This window comes from Saccharibacillus sp. WB 17, assembly GCF_008634075.2.
Classification (GTDB): domain Bacteria; phylum Bacillota; class Bacilli; order Paenibacillales; family Paenibacillaceae; genus Saccharibacillus; species Saccharibacillus brassicae.
This window is the reverse complement of the sequence record NZ_VPFK02000046.1, coordinates 117,321-137,727: the sequence shown is the minus strand read 5'-3', so window position 1 is coordinate 137,727 and position 20,407 is coordinate 117,321. Positions and strand designations below refer to the sequence as shown.

Annotated in this window: 20 protein-coding genes; 4 read left to right on the top strand and 16 right to left on the bottom strand. The window is 58.3% G+C overall.

Going from position 1 to position 20,407, the window contains the following annotated elements:
• Positions 1–7: 7 nt before the first annotated feature.
• Entirely contained in the window at positions 8–1,339 is a 1,332-nt protein-coding gene (locus FTE24_RS21630) for an ABC transporter substrate-binding protein (RefSeq protein WP_150230761.1), read from the bottom strand.
• Between the two features lie 419 nt (positions 1,340–1,758).
• Here FTE24_RS21630 and FTE24_RS21625 point away from each other — a divergent pair, with 419 nt between their 5' ends.
• On the top strand, positions 1,759–2,718 hold the full coding sequence (locus FTE24_RS21625) for an ArsR/SmtB family transcription factor (RefSeq protein ID WP_150230420.1): 960 nt from the start codon (positions 1,759–1,761) through the stop codon (positions 2,716–2,718).
• A gap of 121 nt (positions 2,719–2,839) precedes the next feature.
• On the opposite strand, the gene FTE24_RS21620 is transcribed toward FTE24_RS21625, so the two are convergent.
• From FTE24_RS21620 to FTE24_RS21610, 3 genes are all read right to left on the bottom strand, one after another.
• Positions 2,840–3,760 (bottom strand): carbohydrate ABC transporter permease, encoded by a 921-nt coding sequence (locus FTE24_RS21620; protein ID WP_150230422.1) that lies wholly within the window; start codon positions 3,758–3,760, stop codon positions 2,840–2,842.
• Positions 3,761–3,796: 36 nt separating this feature from the next.
• Positions 3,797–4,759, bottom strand: a complete 963-nt coding sequence (locus tag FTE24_RS21615; protein ID WP_150230424.1) for an ABC transporter permease — start codon at positions 4,757–4,759, stop codon at positions 3,797–3,799.
• A 75-nt stretch (positions 4,760–4,834) separates the two neighbouring features.
• Entirely contained in the window at positions 4,835–6,454 is a 1,620-nt protein-coding gene (locus FTE24_RS21610; RefSeq protein WP_150230426.1) for an extracellular solute-binding protein, read from the bottom strand.
• 322 nt (positions 6,455–6,776) lie between these two features.
• Here FTE24_RS21610 and FTE24_RS21605 point away from each other — a divergent pair, with 322 nt between their 5' ends.
• Both FTE24_RS21605 and FTE24_RS21600 read left to right on the top strand, forming a co-directional pair.
• A complete protein-coding gene (locus tag FTE24_RS21605; protein ID WP_141446365.1) occupies positions 6,777–7,640 on the top strand; it encodes an AraC family transcriptional regulator in 864 nt (287 codons plus the stop codon).
• Between the two features lie 141 nt (positions 7,641–7,781).
• Positions 7,782–7,985 carry a hypothetical protein gene (locus tag FTE24_RS21600; RefSeq protein WP_150230428.1) on the top strand — a complete coding sequence of 68 codons (204 nt, stop codon included), beginning with the start codon at positions 7,782–7,784 and terminating at the stop codon, positions 7,983–7,985.
• Positions 7,986–8,137: 152 nt separating this feature from the next.
• Here FTE24_RS21600 and FTE24_RS21595 read toward each other — a convergent pair whose 3' ends face one another.
• The 12 genes from FTE24_RS21595 to FTE24_RS21540 all read right to left on the bottom strand — a co-directional run bounded on the left by FTE24_RS21595 (position 8,138) and on the right by FTE24_RS21540 (position 19,040).
• On the bottom strand, positions 8,138–8,914 hold the full coding sequence (locus FTE24_RS21595; RefSeq protein WP_150230430.1) for a class I SAM-dependent DNA methyltransferase: 777 nt from the start codon (positions 8,912–8,914) through the stop codon (positions 8,138–8,140).
• A 102-nt stretch (positions 8,915–9,016) separates the two neighbouring features.
• Positions 9,017–9,961: a CvfB family protein gene (locus FTE24_RS21590; protein ID WP_150230432.1), complete on the bottom strand. Its 945-nt coding sequence runs from the start codon at positions 9,959–9,961 to the stop codon at positions 9,017–9,019.
• Positions 9,958–10,305, bottom strand: a complete 348-nt coding sequence (rsfS, locus tag FTE24_RS21585; protein WP_150230434.1) for a ribosome silencing factor — start codon at positions 10,303–10,305, stop codon at positions 9,958–9,960. Before rsfS ends, FTE24_RS21590 begins: the two co-directional genes overlap by 4 nt.
• Positions 10,306–10,308: 3 nt before the next feature.
• Positions 10,309–10,929: a bis(5'-nucleosyl)-tetraphosphatase (symmetrical) YqeK gene (gene yqeK, locus FTE24_RS21580; protein WP_150230436.1), complete on the bottom strand. Its 621-nt coding sequence runs from the start codon at positions 10,927–10,929 to the stop codon at positions 10,309–10,311.
• On the bottom strand, positions 10,901–11,503 hold the full coding sequence (locus FTE24_RS21575; protein WP_150230763.1) for a nicotinate-nucleotide adenylyltransferase: 603 nt from the start codon (positions 11,501–11,503) through the stop codon (positions 10,901–10,903). The genes yqeK and FTE24_RS21575 overlap by 29 nt, the downstream gene beginning before the upstream one ends.
• Positions 11,504–11,558: 55 nt before the next feature.
• The gene (gene yhbY, locus FTE24_RS21570; protein WP_150230438.1) at positions 11,559–11,849 is read right to left on the bottom strand and encodes a ribosome assembly RNA-binding protein YhbY; all 291 of its coding nucleotides are present in this window, start codon (positions 11,847–11,849) and stop codon (positions 11,559–11,561) included.
• Positions 11,850–11,948: 99 nt separating this feature from the next.
• A complete protein-coding gene (locus FTE24_RS21565; RefSeq protein WP_150230440.1) occupies positions 11,949–12,794 on the bottom strand; it encodes a shikimate dehydrogenase in 846 nt (281 codons plus the stop codon).
• 30 nt (positions 12,795–12,824) lie between these two features.
• Positions 12,825–13,949 carry a ribosome biogenesis GTPase YqeH gene (gene yqeH, locus FTE24_RS21560; protein WP_150230442.1) on the bottom strand — a complete coding sequence of 375 codons (1,125 nt, stop codon included), beginning with the start codon at positions 13,947–13,949 and terminating at the stop codon, positions 12,825–12,827.
• Positions 13,946–14,473 carry a YqeG family HAD IIIA-type phosphatase gene (locus FTE24_RS21555; protein WP_150230444.1) on the bottom strand — a complete coding sequence of 176 codons (528 nt, stop codon included), beginning with the start codon at positions 14,471–14,473 and terminating at the stop codon, positions 13,946–13,948. Before FTE24_RS21555 ends, yqeH begins: the two co-directional genes overlap by 4 nt.
• 110 nt (positions 14,474–14,583) lie before the next feature.
• Positions 14,584–16,824: a transglutaminase TgpA family protein gene (locus tag FTE24_RS21550; RefSeq protein WP_150230446.1), complete on the bottom strand. Its 2,241-nt coding sequence runs from the start codon at positions 16,822–16,824 to the stop codon at positions 14,584–14,586.
• A complete protein-coding gene (locus FTE24_RS21545; RefSeq protein WP_150230448.1) occupies positions 16,821–18,080 on the bottom strand; it encodes a DUF58 domain-containing protein in 1,260 nt (419 codons plus the stop codon). Before FTE24_RS21545 ends, FTE24_RS21550 begins: the two co-directional genes overlap by 4 nt.
• A 3-nt stretch (positions 18,081–18,083) precedes the next feature.
• Positions 18,084–19,040, bottom strand: coding sequence for an AAA family ATPase (locus FTE24_RS21540; RefSeq protein WP_141446378.1), 957 nt, complete (start codon positions 19,038–19,040; stop codon positions 18,084–18,086).
• Between the two features lie 239 nt (positions 19,041–19,279).
• Between FTE24_RS21540 and FTE24_RS21535 the strand changes: the two genes are divergently transcribed.
• Positions 19,280–20,353, top strand: coding sequence for a M42 family metallopeptidase (locus FTE24_RS21535; protein WP_150230450.1), 1,074 nt, complete (start codon positions 19,280–19,282; stop codon positions 20,351–20,353).
• The last annotated feature ends 54 nt before the right edge of the window (positions 20,354–20,407 follow it).

Genomic DNA, 20,407 nt, shown 5'->3' with positions numbered 1-20,407 from the left:
CAGCGGTCTATTGAAGTTCCTGCTCGATCTGCGCCTGCGCATCGTTCAGCGCCTGTTCGATATCTTTGTCGTCTTCGAAAATCTCGTTCAGCGTCACGGTGCCCAATACGTTGTTGATCGTTGGGGAAGCGGGTACCGATTTGACGAATTTGATTTCGTCGCGAATCTCGTTCAATACGTCGAACGGATTGTTTTTGAAATATTTCACGAATTCGTTGTCCGGGTTATGCGTCACTTCTTTCATGTCCCACACTTTCATGTTGACCGGATCGAAGCCGAGCGTGTTCCAGATTTCGATGTTCGCGTCTTCGGACAGTTTGGCGAAGGCGAGGAAGTCTTTGGCGAGCTGCACGTCTTTGGCCGTTTTGGTCACGACCGTGCCTGTTCCGCCGCCGCCGACCGAACGCGGCATGCCTTTTTCGAACACCGGAATCGGCGCGATCGCGATCTTGCCCGCGAGGTCCGGCATGTAGTTCGTATAGCGCGACATCATCCACAGCGGCATGAAAGCGGTAGCATAATTGCCGGAGTTGTATTCGCCGTAAGCTTCTTCCGTATCCGGCTGTCCGCCGGCGATTGTCGCGATCACGTTGCTGGTCTGAAGGTCTTTGAGCATCTTCAGCGCTTTGACCATCTCCGGTGTGTTCACCTGCGGCTTGCCGTCGGCGTCCGTATAATCGGAGCCCTGCTGCGCCAGCAGCATCGATTCTTCCCACGGCGCGCTCGTGTCGGCGGTACCCATGTATTTGCCGGTTTTTTCGTAGACCTGCTGGCCGGCTTTTTTGAAGTCGTCCCACGTCTCGATCTTGGTGTAATCGACGCCGGCTTCCTCCAGAATTTCGGTATTGTAAAAAGCGACCGAAGCGCCGACGTGGGTCGGAATGCCGTAATTTTGTCCGTCTTTGCTGTAAATATCGATACGGGATTTGACGATCGTGTCGCGGTAGGGATCGATGACGTCGTTCAGCGGTTCAAGCTGCGGGGTGCCTTTGAGGAAATCGGGGAATTTGCCGAGCTCGATATCGGCGATGTCCGGCGCGCCCGTGCCGATCTGCAGCGCGATCGACAGCTTGTTGTGCATGTCGTCGTAAGGCATGACTGTGACGTTGAGCTTGATTTGGCGGTCGGCGTTTTCCTTGTTCCACTTTTCGAGCATCTTCTCGAAGTGCTTGCCGTGCAGTTCCACGAACGTCCAATAGGACAGCTCGGTGGCGCCTTCGCCCGCTCCCGCGTCGATGACCGACTTCTCGCCAGACGACGCGCTGCTCGGCGCATTGCCGCAGCCCGACATCACGAGCAGCAGCGCGCACAGCGTTAACAGGACCCATCCTTTTTTCATCATCTTTCTTGACCCTCCCGAATAATAAGAATATGTATCGCAAATACGCTTCTCCATTAATCAACCTTTGTTTTAGATAAATCCAAAACGATTAATTAATGATTGAATGTATCCGCTTGCAGGAATAAAATAACATAGGAATCATCCGTTGTAAACTACAAGTTTTAAAACGATCACAGACGAAAACACTCTAGGAAAGGCGTTTTAGTAGCATTTTCAGCTTTAAATCCAAAAATGTGTCCTTGTATATTTTAGTTTAGATAATTCTATAATTAAATACCTGTTTTGCGTTTGTTTCTGCTTCTAAAAGCATCTTTTTCCTGTCACCCGTCTCCGAATTCCTTTTTTTAGCGCTTTATGTTTATAATGATCTAAACTAGTGAACCGTTTCAGGACAACTTGAGAAAGTGGGAACCGACATGATCTACATCAAAGAGCTGATGAACGGCATCGATATCTTCAAAGCGCTGAGCTCGGAAATCCGGATACAAATCCTCGAACTGCTGGCGCATAACGGCGAACTGAACCTGAACGAACTGGCCAAAAAGCTCAAATTGAGCAACGGAGCGATTACCCCGCATATCAAAAAGCTCGAAGATTGCGGACTGATCGAGATCCGGACAGCGGGCGGCAAGCACGGCCTGCAGAAGCTGTGTTATCTGAACAAAGATAAACTCATGGTCGACCTGCGCAGCAAGGAAGCCGATAATCTGTACGAAGTCGAGATTCAGGTCGGGCATTACAGCGACTACAAAGCGGTCCCGACGTGCGGCCTGGCAACCAAAGACAGCATCATCGGCGATTTTGACGACCCGCGCTATTTTGCCGATCCCCAGCGGATCCACGCCGAGATCATCTGGCTGGCCGAAGGCTTCGTGGAATACCGGATTCCGAATTACCTCAAAGCCAACCACGGCTTCCGCGAAATCCAGTTTTCGATGGAGATCGGTTCGGAGGCACCCGGTTATAACGATTTTTATCCGTCGGACATCGATTTTTCGCTCAACGGCATTCCGATCGGGACCTGGACGAGCCCCGGCGATTTCGGCGACGTACGCGGCACGTTCAATCCCGACTGGTGGCCGCCGCATCTGAACCAGTACGGCATGCTCAAGCTGATCCGCGTCAACGGCGAAGGCAGCTTCGTCGACGGCTGCCGGATCTCGGACGTGACGCTGGCCGATATCCGGCTCGATTACCGGAGCGAGCTCACTTTCCGCATGGCCGTTACCGAAGGACCGCTGAACAAGCGCGGCCTCACGCTGTTCGGCCGGCATTTCGGCAACTATGCCCAGCATCTGCTCGCGCGCGTGCTGTACAACGTACACGACAGCGAGGCGCCGGCCGAAGACTCTCCCGCCGCGGCTTCGGCGACCTGACGGCGCCGGGTTGGCGCAGAAGACGCTTCACGTACAATCAAGCCTGCACGACGAAGAGGCCGGATCTCCGGCCTCTTCGTCGTGCACTTTGCAGGCTTGAACGCCGCCGCGGCCGCTTCGATCAGCCTTTGACCGAGCCGATCATGACGCCTTTGTCGAAATACTTTTGCAGGAACGGATACACGAGCAGGATCGGCAGCGTCGAGACGATGATGACGCCGTATTTGACCTGGTCGGCATACTGCTGGGCATAGCCGCCCGACGCTCCGCCGGCACCGGCGCCCTGCGAGAACACCTGGTTGGACAGCAAAATGTCGCGCAGTACGATTTGCAGCGGCTGAAGATCGTTGCTGCGAATATAGATCAGGCCCGTGAAGAAATCGTTCCAGTGCGCGACCAGGTAATACAGCCCGATGACCGATACGATCGCTTTGGACAGCGGCAGCACGACCGAACCGAAATAACGGAAGTGCGAGCAGCCGTCCATCGCCGCCGCTTCGTACAGCTCTTTCGGGATCGAACTTTCGAAAAAGGACCGCGCAATGATCAGATTGTACACGTTCACGCTGAACGGCAGGATAAACACCCAGATCGTGTTGAGCATGTTCAGGTCTTTCATCAGCAGGTAAGTCGGAATCAGCCCGCCGCCGAAAAACAGCGTGACGACGAACGCGAACATGATAAAGCGCCGGGCGCGGAACTCGTGCCGGGACAGCACATAGGCCGCCGGCAGCGTGAACAGCAGGTTTACCGCTGTCCCGAGCACCGTATACAGGATCGTGTTGCCATAGCCGGTCCAGATCCGCTGGTCTTTGAATATTTCCGTGTAGCCGAAAAAGCTGATGTCTTTCGGGAAAATCGTCACCTGCCCCGTCGAGACGAGCGTCGAGTTGCTGATCGAAGCGATGACGACGAAATACAGCGGATAGACGATGCTGAGGAAGATCAGCAGGCAGATCGTCAGCACGACCGCGTCGAATGCCCACTCGCCGGGGCTTCGTTTATGCACGACTTCTTTTTGTTTTTTTTGCGTAAGCTGCATGGTAATTCCGCTCCTTTCGTCCCCGGCCTGCCGGCGTTACCACAGGCTGGTCTCCGACGTTCTTCTGGCCACAAGGTTCATCGTGTACAGGAAGAAGAAATTGATCAGCGTATTGAACAGCCCGATCGCCGCCGAATAGCTGAACTGATTGCTCACGATCCCGATCTTGTACACATACGTCGCGATGACTTCCGACACCGGCAGGTTCAGCGAGTTCTGCATCAGGAATATTTTCTCGAAGCCGGTGCTGAGCACGCTGCCCATGCTGAGCACGAACAAGATGATGATCGTCGGAATCAGGGCCGGAATCTCGATATTGCGGATCGTCTGCCAGCGGCTGGCCCCGTCGATCTTCGACGCGTCGTACAGCTGCGGATCGACGGTCGAGAGCGCCGCCAGATAGATGATGCTGTTCCAGCCGCAGTGCTGCCAGATCTCGGAGATGACGTACACGGGCACGAACGTCGAGGTGGAACCGATCAGGTTGACGTCGCCGAGGCCAAGCGATTGCAGCAGGTGACCGATCACGCCGGAGTTCGGCGAGAGCAGCACGTTCAGCAGGCCGACCATGACGACGATCGAAATGAAGTGCGGCAGGTAGACGGTCGTTTGCAGCGCCTTTTTGGCCCGTTTCCAGCGCAGCTGATTGATCAGCAGCGCCAGAATGATCGGGGCCGGGAAGCTGAGCACGACGGTAGACAAGCTGATCACGATCGTGTTTTTCATCAAATCCGCGAACTGGTAACTTTCGAAAAACTGCTTGAAATAAAACAGTCCGCGCCATTCGCCGCCTGTCAGTCCCTTGGCAAAATTGTAATCGCGGAACGCGAGCTGAATGCCGTACATCGGGATGTAATTGAACACGAAAATAACGGCGATCGCCGGAAAAATCATGATCCACAGCTGATAGTCCCGTCTGAACGTGTTGAGGACCGTCGGCTTTTTACGTTTGTACGATCTCAGGTTGACTGGATTTTCGTAAGGATTTTTGGGAACCATCCGCCTATCCGCTCCTTTCGCGAATGGGGGAGCCGCTTTCGCTCGGCGCGAAAACGGCTTCTCCGCCGCAAACGATTAATTTTGGCTCGTGTACTCGTCGTAATATTTTTGCATGATTTCGACGTTGCGCTCGATGCCGGTTTTTTTGACGTCTTCGGTATAACCGGCCCATTGGTCTTCGACGCCGCCTTTTGTAATCCATTCTGCCCATTTGGACAGCGTAAGCGACAGCATCGCCGTATTGTTCAACGTCATCGCGTTATTGTCTTCGACACTGTATTTGATAAACAGGCTCGGCAGCACGTCCTGGTCCTTGTCGACGTTTTCCAGTGCCGCTTTGAGCGGTTCCGTCTGCTTGCCGACCGACTGCATGTCCGTGCCGAGCTTGAGCTTGAGCGCATCGGAGATATACATCGGACCGTTGTCGGCCCAGGTCGTCGTCCATTTCCACGTGCCCGGGTCCATCGCGGCGTCTTCCGGAGGCAGCACTTCGTACGTGTCGTCGCCGTTGTCCTTGATATTGGTGCCGAGCGAACCGAACAGCACCTGCATGCTCACTTCCGGATCGTACAGTTCGTTGATGAACTTCACGGCCGCTTCCTTGTTCTTCGACGTCGAAGCGAGCGAGACCATGTTCACGCCGTAGTTCAGCGAGTTGTAATCGTACGACCACGACAGCGGATCGGTCGAGGAAGCGCTCTCTTTAAGCGGCGCGATCGACTCGTACTGCGGCGCCAGCGCGTTGCCGAAGCGGTCGGTCACTTCCCAGCCCCACGTGAAGCCGACGGCTGCCGTGTCTCCGCTGCCGCGGGCCACCGACTGGTACTTCGTGTAGTCCTGCGTGAACACTTCCTTGTTGATCAGGCCGGCCGCGTAACATTTGTGCAAAAAAGCGACCAGGTCTTTGTAGCGCTCGTCGACGAAAAAGTTTTTGACTTTGCCGTCTTCCACGAAATAGCCCTGCCCGCTCGTGTCCGTGAGCGTGATGCCCTGGCTGCCGAGCAGCACCGTCGGCATGAACGGACCGAAACCGCCTGTTCCGCTCGGCGCGAAGTCCATCGGAATCTCGTCGTTGGCGTCTCCGTTGCCGTTGGCGTCCTGTTCCTTGAACGCCAGCAGTACGTCGTACAGTTCGTCCCAGTTCGTCGGTTCTTGCAGGCCCAGATTGTCGAGCCACTGCTTGTTAATGAATTGGCGTGTCGTCGTTTCGGGCCAGAACCGCTGATACTTCGGCAGGCCGTAGATTTTTCCGTCCAGTTGGGTCGAGATCGCTTTGGTCTCCGGCTTCTCCTCGAACATCTTCTTGATATTCGGCGCGTTCGTGTCCAGCAGCGGCGTCAGGTCTTCGAACAGCCCCGGGAACTGCGCGTAATCCGCGTCGGTGATCGCATTCGGTCCGATGATCAGGTCGGGCACGTCGCCGCCCGCGAGCAGCGCCCCTTTTTTCTGGCCCCAGTCCGCGCTGACTTCCTGCCATTCGATCTCGACGCCGGCCCGCTCCTGCGCTTCCTGCAGCCATTTCATTTTGGAAAATTCCTGGGTCAGCGGGTGCTTGGTCATGATCGCCGTCAGCTTGACCTTGCCGTCCGGCGTCGTCTGCCCGCTGTCGCCGCTGCCTTCTTCCGAACCGCCGCAGCCTGCGAGCAGTCCCGCGCCGAGCGTCAGGACCGCCATCATCGCCATACTTTTTTTCATATTGAATCTCCTCCGTTTTTTGAATGCCGGATGCAGCGGGAAAGCGGTAAAGGCTGTATGTATGACACTTTTCCCTGCTGCCGTTCCGGCCCCCTTTGATTGGTGAAAGCGGCATAGACGTCTTTTGAATCCGCTTACAAATCGTTTTGCTGCTCTTAGATTAATCGCATTTCACCCGTGAACAAATAGCTTAAAGTTCGAATAAGTGTCAAAAAGTCAGCTTCCGGATAAAAACAATTTGGCACGATTAGGGGTTTTATGATAGCTTTGTCTTAACCCTAATCATTCGCAAAAGAACAAATCAGAAAAGGAGGCCGCGTTGATGATTGCGTACGAACTGGCCATCGACACTCCCGTAGAGCTTGCGATTACCGGAAAATTCGTCGCTCCCGACGCCAACTGGATACACTTGAGCCGCACGCTGACCGACTACGAACTGATGGTGGTCACCGAAGGCGTGCTGCATCTTGCGGACGGCAAACAGCGCTTCGACGTCGCCGAAGGCGAATATTTGCTGCTGCCACCGTCGACCGAGCAGTACGGCTACAAAGGATCGGCATGCAGCTTTTACTGGCTGCATTTCTCGGCCAGGGAACAGACGGTCCGGATCGTCGATTCGGAGTGCAAACTGCCGGACAAGCAGGAGCCGAAGATCGTCCTGCCTCGCTACGGCAAAGTCAAAAGCTTGGAAAAAATGATCGTCATGATGAAGCAGCTGCAGGATTCCGTGCGCAGCTACAGCACGTCGACGCTCAACGATTACATGTCCACCGTCATTTTGTGCGAACTGTACAGCCAGCTGTTCCATACGGAAACAAGTCTCGGTTCGATCAAAAAAACCCGGCAGGAACAGCTCTACCACGACATCGTCGACTATATCAAATGGAGCCGCGGCGAGACCGTCAAAGTGTCGCAGATCGCGCAGCTGTTCGGCTACAACGAGAAATATTTGTCGCATCTGTTTTCTTCGATCGCCGGCGTGTCGCTCAAGCAGTATATTTTGCAGCAAAAGATGGAACTCGCCAAATTTCTGCTGACCGACACGAACCAGAATATTAGCGAGGTATCGGTCAAGCTCGGCTACAGCGACTCGCATAATTTCATGAAAGCGTTTAAAAAAATCGTGGGACTGACGCCAAGCGATTTCCGCAACGCGTATGCCAAAAGGCTGCTGTTCTACGAATGATCGGCAGGTCCGCTTGAAGCGGACACTTGATCGACCTTTTTCCCGCAAAATGTCGCGCAACCAAGCGAAGCGACAAAAACTTCCCGGCCTGCGGCGCGTATACGTAAGACAAGGGTATGCGGAAAGGGGTTGGTCATCATCATGTTCCTGCTTTTTCTTGCGCTGGTCGCGATCGGGGCGGTAAACGTCCTGGCTCCGCACTGGATATGGTGCAGCCGATACGAACGCAATCGCGAAGATCATGCGGCCGAAGCGCAGACGCCCCCGGCTCCGGTCACGCTGAGCCAACTGGCCGGTATGGCGGCCCTGCTGGCCGCGCTGATGCTGCTGATCAACGGGCTGTGAACGAAAGTTCCCGGCACAAGTCCGATTCCACTGTCCCTGCGCCGACAAGCCAAAAAAAAAACGGATCTCCCGTCTACCGGGAGATCCGTTTTTTGCCGATCCGGGGCTGTTCCTCATTTGATCGCTTTATTTGATCATTTTATTTGATCATTTTATTTGATCGCGACGCCGAACAGCCGCACCGTGTCTTCCCCCGGCGCTTCCCATTCGAAGTCGGCATAAAATTCCGCGCCGGAGAAGCCGGCACGCAGCAGCGCTTCGCGCAGCCACTGCGGCTCGTACGCCCGCTCGACATGCACTTCGTCGAAGCGGTCGTAGACGTCCGAAGAGGCTCCGCCGCCGCTTCGCCGCACGAAGATGCGCAGATGATGCTCGATCTCTGTCCGCTCTTCGTCCAGTCCGCACGTCCAAATATAGGACACCCCTTCTTCGTCGAGCACGAACGGCTGCTCTTCTTCGTAGCGGCGCAGCGTGTTCGGATGATGCACGTCGAACAGGAACGTCCCGCCCGGCTTCAGCCCGGCGTACGTCGCGCGGAACGCCGCTTCGACCTGCTCCGGCTCGGTCAGGTAATTCAGGCAGTCGCAGAACGAGATGACCGAATCGACCGGCGCCGGCGCCGCCCACTCCGTCATGTCCTGCCGCACGAACTGCAGGCTTCCGCTGCGCAGCAGCCCTTGCAGCGGCGGACGTTCGTCCGCTTTGCCGCGCGCGACCGCCAGCATGTCTTCCGACAGGTCGATTCCCGTCAGGCGATACCCTTCTTCGGCCAGCATCGTCGTCAGCGTGCCGGTACCGCAGCCCAGTTCGACGACTTCGCCGGGCTGTCCGTGCTTCTCCCACGCTTCGAGCGCGAATCTTTTCCATTTGGCATAAGGCATATCCTGCATCAGCTCGTCGTAGACGTAAGCGAATTTTCCGTAAGACATGTCACTTGCCCCTTTACCCTTTTATTTTTCCCGCAAAAAAACGGCTCTTTTCCTACCCGGAAAAGAGCCGTTGTCGATCAATGCCTCTCGCCTGCACAGACCTTACTGCTGCGGGCCGGAAGACTTTTCATTGGAAGGCTTCTCATTAATGGCTTCGTCGCCCGTCTGCTTGAGGCGCGTCCAGTTGTCGTCCTGCTCGATCAGCCCGTTCTTCATCAGGCGGCCAAGCGCCCGCTTGAACGCCGACTTGCTGATGCCGAAGCGCAGCTTGATGATGTCCGGCGCCGTGCTGTCGGAATAAGGCATCGCGCCGCCGTCGCGGCCGCGCATGAATTCCAGAATCCGCTCCGCGTCTTCGTCCATGCCGATTTCTTTGGGCTTGGCCATCGACAGATTGACGCGGCCGTCTTCTTCGCGCACGCGCGCGACGCGGACGTCGATCACTTCGCCCAGGCGCAGCGGCCGCGGACGTTCCGTCGAATGGATAAGGCCCAGCGCGCCGAAGCCCAGAACGCCGCCGTCGACGACGACGAACGTGCCCATCTGCAGCGGACGGTAGACCGTCGCTTTCATCCATTGGTTTTTCCACGATTCCGGTGCCTGGAAGCACAGCGGCGACAGTTCTTCTTCGCCCGAGGCGCGGGCGAGCAGACGTCCCTGCTTGTCACGGTCCATGCGCACGAAGACGCGGTCGCCGATCTCCGGCTGCAGTTCCGGCGTTTCCGGCAGCTCGCGCTTCGGAAGCAGCAGCTGGCGGCCGAGACCCATTTCGAGGAAGCAGCCGAGCCGCGGATGAATATCCGCGACTTCCAGCGCGCCGATCTCGCCGAACGTCAGCAGCGGTCTTTTCATCGTGGCGATCAGACGGTCTTCGGAGTCGTGGTGAATAAACACCTCGGTGTCCTGGCCGTTGCGGAATTTCAGGTTGCCGGTGCGCTCCGTGTACGGAAGCAGCACTTCGTTCACGCCGTCGGTCATGAAAAATCCGTGCGGCGACACTTCACGGGCCACCTTCAGCGTAACGATCGTACCCGCTTCGAGACTCATACCGACGTCACCACTTTGGCGTCCGACCAGACGCGCTCGATATTGTAATATTCGCGTTCGTCGCGGTGGAAAATATGCACAACGACGTCGCCCAGATCCATCAGCACCCAACGTGCCGAATCCATGCCTTCGATACCGCGAATAGGCGCGCCGGCGTCAATAGCGTGCTTGCGCACTTCCGCCGCGATCGCCTGAACCTGCGTATCGGAATTGCCGTGGCATACCACGAAATAATCGGCGACCATCGAGATGCCGGTCAAGTCCAGAGCAACGACATTCATCGCTTTTTTCTCCGCTGCGGCCTCCATCGCGAGATGAAGCAGTTCTTTTGGTTTTACACTCATTCGTTAGCCTCCCTTTTTTTCGGATACCGGCTTGTTCTGCCGCGCCGACTCGCGCTGCGCGAGCTGGCGAATCAGATCGTTGCGGGCCAGTACCGTTGTCGGAAATATCGTTTGTCCCCGTTCGACCAACACGCGCAGCGTGGAGTCGAATCCGGCGACCAGTCCTTCTTCCAAGCTGAGACGCGCTTTTTCGCGGATAAATTCCACGCCCGGAAAATCGCGTCCCAGCTCGATATAATCGGCCAGGCAGACCACTTTGTCGAGCAGGGTCATGCCTTCGCGGCCGGAGGTATGATACCGGATCGCGTCGATCACTTCGCGGTCTTCGATGCCGTATTCGTGTTCCGCCACGTAGGCGCCCACTTCCGAATGCCACATCGGCGCGTCGTAATTCAGCAGGTCGGCGTTCATGCCGTTCTCGGCGATGACCGCCGACTGGCGCTGGACAGGCCAATATTTGGCCACGTCGTGAATGATGGCGGCAAGCTCCGCCCGGGCGGGATCGGCGCCGTAGCGCTCGGCAAGTTCGATCGCCGAGTGCATGACGCCGAGCGTATGCTGCCATCTGCGCGCCGGCATCTGCGCCGAGACGCGGTCAATCAGTTCCTGGCGCGTGTACCGCATGCGTATCGCTCCTCCGCAAATAATCGTAGACGTTATCGGGAACGAGGTAGCGAGCGGATACGCCTTGCTTGAGCCGGTCGCGGATTTCCGTCGAAGAAATTTCGAGCTGCGGCATGTCGACATGGTCGATCCGCTCCGCGACGAGCGCGTCGAGTCCCGACGTATCCAGCTTGTACCCGGCCCGGCCGACGGCCGCGAAGCGGGTCAGCAGAGCCAGCTTTTCGATCCGTTCCCATTTGGGCAAGTAGTTGACCATATCCGTGCCGACAATGAAATGAAAAGACGCGTGCGGATATTTCGCCACAAGCTCGCCCATCGTATCCGCCGAATAAGAGACGCCTCCGCGCCGAAGCTCGATATCGAGCGTCCGGAACGCCGGCTGCGTGCCGATGGCGAGCTCCACCATATGCAGCCGTTCCTCGCCCGAGAAGCCGGCTTCGGCTTTGTGCGGAGGGATATGGGACGGCATGAACCAGACTTCGTCCAGGCCGAGCGCCTCGCGCGCCGTCTCGGCGGCGACCAAATGCCCGATATGGATCGGGTCGAACGTTCCGCCCATGATTCCGATCTTCACCATCTTTCACTCCTCCGCTTCGCTTCAAGGCCGCCGCATTCGCGGCGCCGCCGGATTAAGGCAGTACGATTTGCTTGTTTTCTTTGGATTCTTTGTACAGCACGATCGTGCGGCCGATAACCTGCACCAATTCCGCTTCCGCGGCTTCGGCCAGTTTCGATCCGAGTTCCTTCGGCTCTTCGTCGCAGTTTTTGAGCACCGCGATTTTGAGCAGTTCGCGGGTCTCGATCGCTTCGTTGATATGCCGAACGAGCTGATCGTTGAATCCGCCTTTGCCGATCTGGAAGATCGCGTTCAGATGATGCGCCTCGGAGCGCAAATAACGTTTTTGTTTGCCTGTCAGCATAAGTTTGATAAACTCCTCTTTTTGGAAAATGCCGCCCGCACGGCGGGGTTCGCCCCCAGTGCGGACGGCCGTTCTTATTCATTCTTTACCCATTTTGCTTCAAATCTCCATGCTTGCCAGCACCGCGCGGCGCATGGCAGAGGCCGGTGCCGGCACGCCCGTCCAATACTCCAGCGCATAGGCGCCCTGGTAGACGAACATGCCGAGTCCGCCGTGCGTCCGGCAGCCGCGCTCGCGCGCAAGGCGCAGCAGGCGCGTCTCCAGCGGGTTGTAGATCAGGTCGCTGACGATCTCCGTCCCGCGCAGAAGCGCGGGATCAAGCGGCAGTCCATCCACGTGCGGATGCATCCCGACCGACGTCGTGTTAATGACGAGATCGGCGCCTTCGAGCGCCTGCGCCGCACGGTCCGCCGGCAGCGCGACCAGATCGATCAGGTCGCTCCACTCGCGCGCCAGTTCTTCGGCCCGCTGCGTCGTCCGGTTCAGCAGCGTGATCCGGTCCGGCGCTTCGGCCGCGAGCGCATGCACGATGCCTCTTGCGGCGCCGCCCGCCCCGATCACGACGATGCGGCGGCCCGTCAATTCGGCCGCCGCCTCTTCCTTCAGGGAACGGACATACCCGATCCCGTCCGTATTGCGGCCGATCAACCGGCCGTTCTCGTTCACGATCGTGTTGACCGCGCCGATCCGCCGGGCGTCTTCGCCCAGCTCGTCGAGGTAGGGCATGACGTTTTCCTTGTGCGGGATCGTCACGTTGATGCCCCGGTAGCCGTCTTCGCGCACGGAACGGATCATGTCCCCGAGCCGCTGCGGCGTCACATGGATCGCCGCGTACTCGCCTTCGAGGCCCAGTTCCCGCAGCGCGGCGTTATGCATCGCCGGGGATTTGGAATGCGCGATCGGATCTCCGATCACGCCAAGCTTGAGCGCACGCTGTCGATTCACGGCTTATTCCTCCCGAACGCGCGCCGGTCGTCAGACCAGCGAACCGCGCATAATGACTTTTACGCCTTTCGGCGCGTGAACGGCCGCTTTGGCGCCGCTCTCCCCGTTCGCTTTGATCCAGCCGAGACCGGAGATGAACAGATCCTGGGCGCCGCCTTTGGGAATGCGGAATTCGTGCCGCGTCCAGGCCGGGATATTCTGCCCGCTTTCGAGCGACGGCGGCGTCAGCAGCTCGCCGACATGATCGGCGTACAACTCGTCGGCACGGCCGAGCTTCGTCCGGTGCAGCTTGAGCGCTCCGCTCGTATAGAACGTGAACGATTGGCGTTCGCCTTCAACGAAGTCGAACCGCGCCAGTCCGCCGATAAACAGCGTCTGGCCTTCGTTGAGCTGGTACACGGCCGGCTTGAGCGGCTTCTCGGGCATGATCTTGACCATATCGCCCGGCGTCACCAGTTCCGTATAGCGGGACGGGTAGACGATCCCCGGCGTATCGACGATGTATTTGCCGTCGTCGAGCGGGATATTGACCATATCGAGCGTCGTGCCCGGATAGCGGGACGTCGTCAACTCTTCGTCGAGATCGCTGTAATCGGTAATAAGGCGGTTAATGAGCGTGGACTTGCCCACGTTCGTCGCGCCGACGACATAGACGTCGCGATCGCCGCGGCGATCGGCGACTTCCTGAAGCAGACGGTCGAAGCCCAGATTTTTTTTGGCGCTGCACAGCACGATCTCTTCGGTCTTGAGACCGGCTTCCTTCGCCTGCTTCTGCACCCAGTTGCGCACTTTGTTCCAGTTCGTCACTTTCGGCAGCAGGTCGATTTTGTTGACCGCGAGAATAACCGGATTGCTGCCGACGAAGCGCTGCAGTCCGGTAATGATGCTGCCGTCAAAGTCGAACAGGTCCACGATGTGGATCACGAGCGCCTTGCGGTCGCCGATCTGGCTGAGCATGCGCAGGAACTCGTCCTGATTGACCGCAACCGAAGCCACCTCGTTGTAATTTTTGATCCGGAAGCAGCGGCGGCAGATCTGCGCGCCTTCTTCCTTCAACTGCGGAATATAGCCCAGTCCCGCCGGGTCTTCCGTTTGAAGCGCGGCTCCGCATCCGCTGCAGCGGACGACGGCCGAGCCTTCGAGTCTTTCCGTCATTTCTTTTTTTCCTCCTCGAGCCATTTGCCCATTTTGCGCAGGCGTCCGATCGCGACGCGTTCGACCCTGCGGTTGAACCGGGTACGCCAGCCTTCGTCGCTGATGGCGATCGGCAGCACCAATACGGTGTACAGGCCCAGCCGGTTGCCGCCGAGCACGTCGGTAAGCAGCTGGTCGCCGACGACGATCGTCTGCTTCTCGCTGAGCTTCATCAGCTCCATCGCTTTGCGAAATGGAGCGTGGGACGGCTTGCGGGCCGCATGCACGAAACGAATATCGAGCGGCGTAGCGAACACGGACACGCGGTTCATATTATTGTTGGATACGATCACCAGTTGAAAACCGAGCTCTTTCACTTTCGCAAACCAGGCGATCAGTTCGGGCGTGGCGTTCGGGGCTTTGGCGCCGACCAGCGTGTTGTCCAGGTCGGTCACGATGCCGCGATAGCCGCGCTTATACAAATCTTCCAGGTCGATATCGAACACCGTATCGACTTGAAGCTTGGGCAGCAGTGTTTGAAACAACGTCTTGTCACCTCTTCGAAAGACTCCACCCCCGCACGGCAGCGAGGCTTCGTTCGGGGATAGCCTTTTTAGTCTTTAAGTTCAAACTATATCACAGCGAACGCTTCGCGTCAGCTATTGGATTGCGGCAGCGGCGGCGTAACCGGATAGTACCCTTTCCAGTTCTTCTTGAGCTCGGACGTCAGGCGCTGCATTTCGGCCCATTCGTCGTCCGTAATCCGCTCGGGACTGTAACGGGCTTTCTCGAACAGGGCCAGAATCGGCGCCGTGACGGCTTCCGCCCCGGTCACTTTGCGTTCCCAGCGCGCCAGCGACTCGCGCAGCGTCTCGTGTTGTTCGCGCTTCATGCCTTTGCGGCCGAGGAAGCGCAGGAAACGTTCCATTTCCAGCACGATTTTCTGATCGGACGTCAGCGGGCCGCCCATGCGCAGACCCATCACGAAGAAGTAGATCGAACGGCGGCGTACCCAGAGCAGGAACGCGCCCCAGGCCGCGACGATGACCGCAGCCGCCGTCACGATAATCGGCACGAACGGCGAATCGGAATCGGTCGGCGCGGCCGTATCGGCCGGCACCGCTTCTTCTTCCTCTTCTTCCGGCTGCTGTTCCGGTTCTTCCACCGGATCGGGTTGGTCCGGCGCGGCGGAGTCTTGCAGCAGCGGCATGCTGAAGCCTTTGGTCGCTTCGACCGGCACCCAGCCGTAATCGCCGAAATACACTTCCGCCCACGAATGGGCGTTGGCGTTCGTGACTTCGTACTCGGCGCTGTTCTCGCTGAAGCGCTCGGGAATCTCGCCCGTCGAATTGCCGGGCGCGTAGCCTTTGACCCAGCGGGCCGGAATGCCCTGCGAGCGGGCCATCATGACCATCGCGGTCGAGAAGTAATCGCAGTAGCCTTCTTTGATATCGAACAGGAATCCTTCGACGAAGTCGTCGCTTTGGCGGCGCGACAGCGTCGGGTTGTTCGTGTACATATAGTTTTGCTGCAAATGCTGCTGCAGCAAATACACTTTCTCGTACGGCGTCTTGCCCGAAGACGTCACTTCCGAAGCGAGATCGGTGACGCGCTGCGGAAATCCGCGCGGAACCTGCACGTAACGCGGATCGACGCCGTCCGGATACAGCTGGGTATACGTCGCCTTCTGCAGGGCGTCCACCGGCACGATCGGCACTTCCGACGTGATCGTATACGTCTTCGGATAGATCGTCGCGCCGCGGCCGGCGCGCTCCTGCCAATGCAGCTCGCCCTGTTCGGGCTTCCACTGCATGCGCGATTCGCCGTTTTCGATATCGACGTTCTCCACCCGGTTGATGGAATACGCCCCGAACAGGACGGGATACGTCGAATCGGACTGCATGGTAACGCGCTGGCGTACCGTCTGGGTCGGCGTCAGCGGCGCGTCTTCCTCGGCTTCGAGTTCGCGGTCGCGGGTCACTTCGTCGAGCGATCCCCAACCGCTGTCGGCATCCCAGCCGCTGCCGGTATACGTCATGCGCGTCTCGCCGCGCCAATAACTGCGCTCCGTCGATTCGATGGTCATGACCGGCGTATAGTCGAAATTGAAACCGCCGCCGAGCTGGCCGTCTTCCCGGCTGTACCCGGAAGACGAAGCCTGGTTTTGCAGCAGGCCGTTTCCGTTGAACGCCGTAGTCGACGTGCCCTGAATCTGTCTCCAGGCCGTGTACGGATCGGTCAGAATCGGCTGGACGAACGGCATGTTGATGCCCGCCAGAATAACGAGCGAGAACACGACTGCGGTGTTGATCAGCAGCTTGAACGGATTGCGGCGGATCGCGGTCCAGCCTCTGGGGAAACGGGTCTGGAAGCGGCGAAAGTGATCGCACACCAGCCAGCCCATCGTCGCGAACACGATCCACGCCACCTGTTTCCACAAGCTGACGACCGTGAACGAATCCAGCGCCGCCATCGGCACGATGTTCAGAAAAGCGAAAATGAGAATCCGCCGCTGGCTGTTCACCGCGCGAATACAAAATTCGAACAGCAGCCAGGCGATCAGGGCGAACCAGACGTACGGGAACATGGCTGCGGAGAACTGCTCCGCTCTCGACGCCAGCGTTCCGGTGGGTTCGAATACGCCGTAGCGGCGCAGCACGCTGTACATGACGACGACGAAAGCGATCGCCTTCAGCCCGAGCCTGAACCAGGAAACGTTCGGCAGCAGCACGTGGATCACGGCTACCGTCGCCAGCACGGCCAGCACGAGAGCATTGGTCTCGTCAAACCAGAGGGTGCGCGTATACGTCAACCATTGCAGGGCGAAGATCATCAGCCAGACGGCAGCGACCGCCGTATACCAGGACGATTTCAACGATTCGGCCCATTTCTTCATCTAATGCCTCCTTCCAAAACGGACGGCAGCTCATCCAGGCTGCCGACGCGGTAAGCGGCGACTCCTTTGGCACGCAGCGAAGACACCCACTGCTTCGACGCGGCTTCGCTTTCTTTTGCCGGAGCCTCCGTAATTTGAACCTGGCAAAAACTCATCTGGTGCGTCTGCGCGAAGCGCATCAGTTCCGTGACCGGTCCTTCGGACAGCGGCGTCACGAGCACCAGAACCGCTCCTCTGGGGAGACGGCTCCGGGCCGACTCCAGCGAAGAGAGCAGCGAGCCGCTGCCTTTGGAGTCCAGATCGACGAGATGATCCATCATCTCGTGCAGCTTGGAACGGCCCTGCCCCGACTCGAACACGCGCACTTCGCTGCCGAGCGAGCACAACCCGATCGGAATCGATTCGCGCCCGCCGTATTCCAAAATCGAAGCGGCTGTCGAGACGGCCGTTTCGAATTGTCTCGGGGAACGATAATGTTCTTCGAACGTGTCGAGCACCAGCATCGTTTTGGGAATCGATTCGTATTCGAATTCTTTCGATTTCCATTCTCCGGTCCGGGCTGTCGCGTTCCAATGGATACGCGAGATCCGGTCGCCGTAGACGTAGTCGCGCACGCCGCCGACCTGATTGGTCTCGCGGCCGGACACGTTGCCGACCGACTGCGGCCCGAGCAGCCGGTTGCGGCGGTCGAGCAACTGCCATTTGGCGATTTGGGCCGTGCGCGGCCGGACGCGGAATTCGCCGCGGGCCGAGAAGGCGCCGCGATGCTCGATCAGGCCGAAAATGTCTTCCGTGACGCATTCCGTCTCCGAAAAAGCGTACCGGCCGCGTTCGAGCGGCGGCGTCTGAAACAGCAGTTCGCCCCGGCCGTTCATGCCCGGTACGAGACTTTCTTCGAACGACCACGTTTCTCCGCTGTGGCGTTTGAGCGTCTCGCGCACGATAACGTACGGCAGAGGCAGAAATCCGGGGATTTCCAGCCGCAGCCGGACCCGGATCTGGTCGCCGGCATGCAGCACGCCGCCCCATTCGCCCACGTCGCCCGAGAAGCTGCGTTCTCCCCGCGTCCGGCCTATGCCGTTAAGGCCGCCGAACAGCAGGTACAGACCGAACAGCGTAACCATGGCGAACAGCATGACCGACGTTTTGCCGCCCTGGAACAGCAGGTAGAACAGGCAGCACATCCAGACCGAGATCAGCATCGACATTTTGGCGGGAGACAGCTTGGGCTTGAAAAGGCTCCAGATTTCCCGCATGCGTTAGCGTCCCATCGATACCGGAACGCTGCTGGCGGCCAGCAGATTGCGAATCAGCGATTCGGCGTTCAGGCTGTCGAGACGGGCTTCCGGACGGATCAGGACGCGGTGCGGCAGCACGAAAGGCGCCAATTCCTTGATATCGTCGGGCAGCACGAAATCGCGTTCGTTAATGAAGGCGTAAGCTTTGGCCGCCAGAGCGAACGAAATCGAGGCCCGCGGGCTTGCGCCCAGCAGCACGGACGGATGTTCGCGCGTGGCGCGGATGATGCCGAGCATGTACGACGTGACGGCTTCGCTCATATGCACGTCGCGCACTTCGCGCTGGATAGCGGCGATCTGCGCCATGTCGGTCACCGCGTGCAGCTGGTCGGCCGGCTGGCCGATCCGGTTGGCGCTGATCAGGCTTTTCTCCGTCTCCAGATCGGGGTAACCCATATGCAGCTTCATCATGAAGCGGTCAAGCTGGGCTTCCGGCAGCACGTATGTGCCTTCGAAATCGATCGGGTTCTGCGTGGCGCACAGCATAAACGGATGCGGCAGCGGATGCGTCTCCCCGTCGACCGTCACGCTGCGTTCTTCCATCGCTTCCAGCAGCGCGGACTGCGTCTTCGTCGTGGCGCGGTTGATCTCGTCGGCGAGCAAAATATGCGACATGATCGGGCCCGGACGGAACTGGAACCGCTCTTCGCGCGGATGGTAGATCGATACGCCGGTGATGTCGGTCGGCAGCAGATCGGGGTTGCACTGGACGCGGCGGTAGACGCCTTCCATCGAGCGGGCCAGCGCTTTGATCAGCTGCGTTTTGCCCGTGCCGGGCACGTCTTCGATCAGCACGTGTCCCCCGGCGAGCAGGGCGGTCATCAACAATTTTATTTCAAAGGTTTTCCCTAATATGCAAGTCTCAAGATTGGATCTTACGGCGGTAACGATCTGCATGGATTCGGAACTTACGGACATGTGGACAACCTCCTAAGTCATTCTCCTACGGACGCGCAAACCGTTTTTCAAAAAGTAAGATGCTTCTGAAAAGGTACGCTAGTATATTGTACATGATCAAAGCACCGAACGCACATATCCGGCTGGAAAAAACGGGATTATGCCGGCAGTCGTGACAATTGCTGCCTGAGCCTGCATACTTATAAGGAAGAGCGGGCACGGCGTTCCCGCGGTCATATTCAAGAATGGAGAGTGCGAACATGAATAACGAAACATTGGCTTTGTTCAAACAATTAACGGAATTCCCGGCGGCTCCGGGATTCGAGCGCGAACTGCGCGCCCTGGTCAAGGAGAAGCTGTCAGCGTATACGCAGGAGTTCGTCCAGGACCGGATCGGCAGTCTGTTCGGCGTCATGCGCGGCCAGGAAGACGGACCGAAAGTCATGGTCGCCGGACACTTCGACGAAGTCGGCTTCCTCGTCAACGGCATTACGCCGACAGGTCTCGTGCGCTTCCAGCCGCTCGGCGGCTGGTGGAGCCAGGTCGTGCTCGGGCAGCGCTTGCAGATCATTACCGAAAACGGTCCCGTTACCGGCGTCGTCGGCTCGACGCCGAAGCATCTGCTCGGCGAAGCGGAAGCGAACCGTCCGGCGGACCTCAAGTCGATGTATATCGACCTCGGCGCCGACGACCGCGCGGAAGCGGAAAGCTTCGGCATCAAGGTCGGCCAGCAGGTGCTGCCGATCTGCGATTTCACCCCGCTGTCCAATCCGAAGAAAATTATGGCCAAAGCTTGGGACAACCGTTACGGCGTAGGTCTCGCCATTGAGCTGCTGAAGGAACTGCAGGGCGAGCAGCTGCCGAATACGGTCTACAGCGGCGCTACCGTACAGGAAGAAGTCGGGCTGCGCGGCGCCAGAACGGCGGCCAATCTGATTCAGCCGGACATCTTCTTCGCGCTCGACTGCAGCGCGGCGAACGACATGACGGGCGACCGCAGCCTGTTCGGCCATCTCGGCGAAGGCGCGCTGCTGCGCATTTTCGATCCGACGATGATCACGCACCGCGGCCTGCTCGAATACGTGCAGGATACGGCGTCCACGCACAAAGTTAAAGTCCAGCCGTTCATTTCCCCGGGCGGCACCGACGCCGGCCAAGTGCATCTGAGCGGAATCGGCGTCCCTTCGACCGTCATCGGCATCTGCGGACGTTATATCCATACGTCTTCGTCGATCATTCATACCGACGATTACGCGGCAGCCAAAGAACTGCTCGTACGCCTCGTCAAAGGTCTCGATCGCACCACGATGAACACGATCATCGAACGTGCCTGACTTCGTTTCTGTCGACGCTTCGGCCGGAATATAGCGCCAAAAAATATTTTTTCC